This window comes from Bacillus sp. AY3-1 (assembly GCF_008368785.1).
Taxonomy (GTDB): Bacteria; Bacillota; Bacilli; order Bacillales; family Bacillaceae_G; genus Bacillus_A; species Bacillus_A wiedmannii.
The window spans coordinates 376,372-381,738 of the sequence record NZ_QORZ01000009.1; the positions used below are offsets into that span (position 1 = coordinate 376,372).

The 5,367-nt window shown below is 36.0% G+C and carries 5 protein-coding genes; all 5 read right to left on the reverse strand.

Going from position 1 to position 5,367, the window contains the following annotated elements:
* Positions 1 to 880: stage II sporulation protein SpoIIQ (locus DN389_RS07225; protein WP_149236975.1), on the reverse strand; the 880-nt coding region annotated here is incomplete at its 3' end.
* Positions 881 to 1,042: 162 nt separating this feature from the next.
* Positions 1,043 to 1,747 carry an ABC transporter permease gene (locus tag DN389_RS07230; protein ID WP_000144454.1) on the reverse strand — a complete coding sequence of 235 codons (705 nt, stop codon included), beginning with the start codon at positions 1,745 to 1,747 and terminating at the stop codon, positions 1,043 to 1,045.
* Positions 1,747 to 2,589 carry an ABC transporter ATP-binding protein gene (locus DN389_RS07235; RefSeq protein WP_060487982.1) on the reverse strand — a complete coding sequence of 281 codons (843 nt, stop codon included), beginning with the start codon at positions 2,587 to 2,589 and terminating at the stop codon, positions 1,747 to 1,749. Before DN389_RS07235 ends, DN389_RS07230 begins: the two co-directional genes overlap by 1 nt.
* A gap of 180 nt (positions 2,590 to 2,769) precedes the next feature.
* Complete coding sequence (locus DN389_RS07240) at positions 2,770 to 3,720, reverse strand: LytTR family transcriptional regulator DNA-binding domain-containing protein (protein WP_149236971.1); 951 nt, start codon at positions 3,718 to 3,720, stop codon at positions 2,770 to 2,772.
* A gap of 170 nt (positions 3,721 to 3,890) precedes the next feature.
* Positions 3,891 to 5,021: an RNA-guided endonuclease InsQ/TnpB family protein gene (locus DN389_RS07245; RefSeq protein ID WP_149236972.1), complete on the reverse strand. Its 1,131-nt coding sequence runs from the start codon at positions 5,019 to 5,021 to the stop codon at positions 3,891 to 3,893.
* Between the last annotated feature and the right edge of the window lie 346 nt (positions 5,022 to 5,367).

Genomic DNA, 5,367 nt, shown 5'->3' on the forward strand with positions numbered 1-5,367 from the left:
TTTTGTCACTAGTCGAACCGCTTGTTGATTTTTCTTCTTTCTTCGGCTCTTCTTTTTTGTCACTAGTCGAACCGCTTGTTGATTTTTCTTCTTTCTTCGGCTCTTCTTTTTTGTCACTAGTCGAACCGCTTGTTGACTTCTCTTCTTTTTGAGGTTTTTCATCAGCCTTTTTACCAGAAGCATTCGTTGCTTTTGCAGCACCTGCATCAGCTTTAATTTCTGCTACTGACTTATTTAAGTAGCGCTCAGGGTTCACAGCCACGTTGTCTTTACGTACTTCAAAGTGAACGTGAGAACCTGCTTCTTTATTCATTGCACTTAGACCGGATTTTCCTAATACTTCACCTTGTGCAACTCGTGCACCTTTTTCTACTTTCACACTGCCTAAGCTTTGATAAGAAACTGCTACACCATTTCCGCTATCGACTGTTACAACATAACCAAGAAGTGAATCTTTTTCAGCTTTCGTTACTGTACCACTTAAAGCAGCAGCTACATCGAATTCTTTTCCATTCTTCGCAGCAATGTCGATTCCTTTATTTGGGGAATATGTGTTGTTATAAAAGACAAGTGCTTTTTCTTGTTCCGCCTCAGTTGCTGCATCTTCATAGAATTTCTTCTGTACGACTACTTCCGCATTAGCGGCAGCTGGCATTTTCACTACTTCTGAAGATTTCGTTACTGGTACTGCTGGATCTTCCGATTGTGTATACGGTGTTGCTTGATCTTGGTTCGGAGTCTTCTTCGGATTAGCTCCTTGGAACCATAGCGCAACCATTAAAATTACCGCTGCACAAGCAATGTATAGTGCCGGAAACACCCATCTTTTTTGAAATAAATGTACTACCTTTTGCGACTTTTTATTATTTCTTCCTCGCATTCCATCATCACCTCAGCAATCATTTTGAACAATATTCACGTATCCTATACAACGTATAACTAATTACTTTTCGACAAAATCTGTAAAAATATGTATGAGAATTGTAAAATTTCCGAGGAAATGATAGAAAAAATAAAAAACTGAGTACTTTCGGCTCAGTTTTTAGTCCAATTGTTTCTTTTTATATACGATTAAACATGCAATAAGTGAAATAACGAGCCACACTCCAACATTTAGCATATGCCCACTAATACTACTAAACCCAGCACCCTCCACTAAGATTTTAATCGCTTTTTCAAGATGAGATGTTGGAAGATAACTAATCATCGTCTTAATTACTTTATTTTCAACCATTGGCTCAAATTGTACAGCTAAATACATCGTCATTAATATTGGCATTCCAATTAGTGATGTTTGCGGGACAGACTCAGCTAATAATCCAATCACTGTTCCAATTAAAATGAATAGAATTGTTCCACATAAGAAAATAAATGCTAGCAATAAGAGATTGCCACTTAATTGATCTAAGATGAATAAGTTTACAATGGAAATACCCAACGTTAAACATGCTGTTAATATACTTTTCCCAAGAAGAACTTCAACAGAAGAAGCTGGTGATAGCATTAACACACGTAACGTATGTTTTTCTTTCTCTTCTGCAATTACCATTGATTGAACAAACCCTGCTACAAATAGAAAGGACATTAAAGTAATAATGCCAACTCCTGCCTGTCCTTCTCCAAATCGGCTAAATATAAATGCAAATATAATTGGTAAAGATGCCATTAACAAAACTTGTGAATTTGTCTTAAAATCCTGTACTTCTTTTCTAAAAATAGCTGATACACGTCTCATTGAAAATGTCATTATAATCCCCTCCCAGTAACTTCAATAAAGATATCGCCTAAAGTTGGCTCATAAGAATGAATGGATAATAGTTCTCCTTTTTTCATCCACTCTGAAATACGTTTTGCACCTAATTCATCTTTTTGTACCGTTTCTTTCTTCTTATCCTTTAACACGACTTGTATTTGATCTTTCGCGTATTGTAAGCGAAGGTTCTCCGGTGTATCAAGCGCTACAATTTCTCCGCCACACAGAAAGGCAATGCGGTTACAAAGCGTTTCTGCTTCATCCATGTTGTGCGTCGTTAAGAAAATCGTCGTTCCTTCTTTATTTAAGTCTTTTAAGATTTTATGAATGTTTTGTACGTTAACTGGATCGAGTGCAGATGTTGGTTCATCTAAGAAGAGAATATCTGGTTTATGAAGGATTGCTCTAGCTAGTGTAACGCGCTGCTTCATTCCTTTTGATAGTTTCTTTACTGGTGTTTTTTTATCATCTAATAGATTCACTTGCGCTAGTACTTCATCGATTCTTTCTTTTTTGCAATCGTATAAGTCACAAAATAATAGTAAGTTATCATAAATGCTAAGTCTTTCATATAAACCGCTGTTGTCTGTTAAAATACCAATTCGTTTATAATCGATGCTGCTTGGTCCTGTAATATCTTTACCTAGTACCCTCACTGTTCCAACGCTATGCAGCAATTGAGAAGTTAAAATCTTTACTGTTGTTGTTTTTCCAGATCCACTCGGTCCGAGGAATCCAAAAATTTCTCCTTGCTTCACCTCAATATTTACATTTCGAAGTGCCGTTTTTTCGTTGAAACTTTTCATTACATCTTTCATTTCAATTGCCAATGTCATCCCGTCATCCCCTTTGTTTTTCTTTTTATAGATGAAAGTCGCTTTAGCGCTTTTCGTTTGTTTGTTTCGCTTTTCTTGACTCAATCATATGAAAAACAAAAGGGTTACGCAGTAAAATACCGGTAAAAGGAGTATTTTTACCGGTGAATGAATCGTATTTTAAGCTTACTGGAGCAAATTTTATAGCCCAATCACACCTTTTAATTCATCCATTCGTCCTTTTGAAAGCGGGATTGAACTTTTTCTTTCGTCATCCAAAATTAAACTAAAGCTATTACGAGTCCACGTAATGACTTCTCGTACTCTTTGTAAATTTACAAGGTACGAGCGATGACATCTAAAGAACCCGAACCCTGTTAATCTCGCTTCTAGTTCACTTAATGTTAATGCACATACGAAATCACCTTCACGCACATGAATATGTGTCACTCCGTTTTGCGTTTCAATAAAATGAATTTCCATCGGATCAAGTAAAATGATTTTATCGTTCACTTTCGCTGGAATTCTTTCAAGTTTCATTTGCGGAATCATTTGAACAACCTTTTCTTCATCCACCTCTTCAATTTCTTCTTGTTCGATTTCTATTTTCTTCACACCATCATTGTTTAATATATATACATCTTCTGTTAACGAAAGGGCGTCCGATAGGAAGGATGACGTTATAAAAATCGCCTTTCCTTTCTCCTTCATTGCCATAATCGCTTTTCGAATAATAATCGTACTCTCTGTATCTACATTTTGCTCTGGCTCTTCTAGAATAACTAAATCCGGATTATGAACCATAACTCGCCCAATATGAAGACGGCGTTTCTCTGAAAATGATAGTTTTTCTATTTTAACGTTTAACTTATCTAAAAGGCCGACATATTGTACAACTTCTTCCGCACTCATATTCGATTCATAAAGACCTATTAAAAACTTAAAGTATTCCTTCACCTTCAAACGATCATATGCTTCATCTTTCAAAAAACAAAAACCGATGCGGGAATAATTTTCCCTTCCAATCGATTCTCCCTCAAATAACACGTTGCCAGTTGAAGCTTCTTCCTCACCAATAATGATGCGGTGCAACACTTTAGCTGTATGGTTATTGCATTGCAAAACAACACATTGTCCTTGCTCAACCTTCAGTTCAACTGCTGGTAACTGGTTCGTCTTCCGATACGATAAACTTAACTAAATCTATACAATTCAATCAACTTTACACAAGTTAGTGCTTCATCGTGTTCTCGCAACCCCGAAGGGACGAGGGGTATAACACTCCACACGAGGCAGTATCGTTACCTCCTATTATCAAGCATTTATTTTACCCATCTTGATAAATTTATCGACGCATTTACATCCCTATCGTGATGGCTATTGCATTCAACACAACACCACTCACGTATTTTTAAACTCCAATGTCCTTCTGGTTGAACTGAATGGTCGTATTTTACTCCGCAATATGAACAAATCTTGCTTGAGGCGAACCATTTATCAGCTTTTACATACGCAATGCCATATTTCTCGCACTTGTATGACAAACATTGAAAGAAGCAGTTTAATTTTTGAAATAAAAACGCTTTCGATAGTTTTTTGTTTTTTAACAGGTTTGAGATAGATAAGTCTTCCACAACAATTCTCATTGGTTTGGTTTTCACCAATTTTGCTGTTGCTTGATGGATATGGTTATTTCGGATATTCGTAATTTTCCTAGATAACCGCAGGTGCTGCGCTTTCGCTTTTTCATATCCGGCAGATTGAATTTTTACACCTTTTTTAAATCTCCTAGACATATCTCTTTGTGCTAACTTTTTCCTTTTCAAAAGCTTTTTAACCTTGGCATCTTTGTTTATATTTCGTTCTTTCATACCATTAGAAGCTACAAAAAGCTCTTTTAAACCAACATCCACACCAATCGACTCATTGGTTAGTTCTTGTAATTCAAAGTCTTCTTGGAATCCTACACTCATCCACCAGTGACAACCGTCAAATGTAACTCTTGGATTTGATGGTTTTTTGTTTCTTGGTAGTTGTTGGCTTATTTTCACTTCTCCAATAGACTGAATATGAACTACTTTCTTTCCTATAATCAGTCTTTCATAATTGGTATAAAATCCTTGAATTAAATCTTTTTTGGATTTATAAGAAGTGTGATAACCATTTTTGTACTTTTTGAACGAATTTTTTCTCGCCTTGTCAAAATCTTTTGAAGCCTGTTTTGGAACTTGTGCATTGATGTCATTTAACCACTCATATCGCTTTCGCTTCTTGATCTTTGTAAATCGTTTCTGTAAATCTAACTGTGAAACAGATTTTCCAAATAGCTTATAGTATCTATCACTCATTCTTTTACAATAGTTATAAGCGAATCTTGCAGCGCCAGCATGGTTTCTAAGCACTTTTTCTTGTTCAGGCGTTGGAATCAATCTAACTTTCTTCGCCAATATCATCAGAATTTAACTCCTTTAATGAAAGATTTGTTCTTCTGAATCGTAGCGTGTTCCACCAGCATTCTCCTTAGACTACTCGGATGCAAACCTGTTAATTCTGATACTTGACTAACTTGTGAAAATTTCATTATTATTCTCACCTCATTGAACCTAACATAGCACGTACGTTCGGTGTTTTCAATAAAGTTTGATAGATTCAATAAAATTTATCTTGTTCAACTAAGGGCGCAATTCCTTAGCCAGTTCTCTTATGAACTTCTCATGTTTTCACATGAGCGCAGACTATATGTTTATCTACTTAAAGATAGAGGATTTTTCCACCACCCTAGGCTTGTGATGTACTCTC

What these genes read in the sequence shown, in the direction of transcription:
- DN389_RS07230 (WP_000144454.1), bottom strand. Translation starts at nt 1,747, where the DNA reads ATGACATTTTCAATGAGACGTGTATCAGCTATTTTTAGAAAAGAAGTA.
- DN389_RS07235 (WP_060487982.1), bottom strand. Translation starts at nt 2,589, where the DNA reads ATGACATTGGCAATTGAAATGAAAGATGTAATGAAAAGTTTCAACGAA.
- DN389_RS07245 (WP_149236972.1), bottom strand. Translation starts at nt 5,021, where the DNA reads ATGATATTGGCGAAGAAAGTTAGATTGATTCCAACGCCTGAACAAGAA.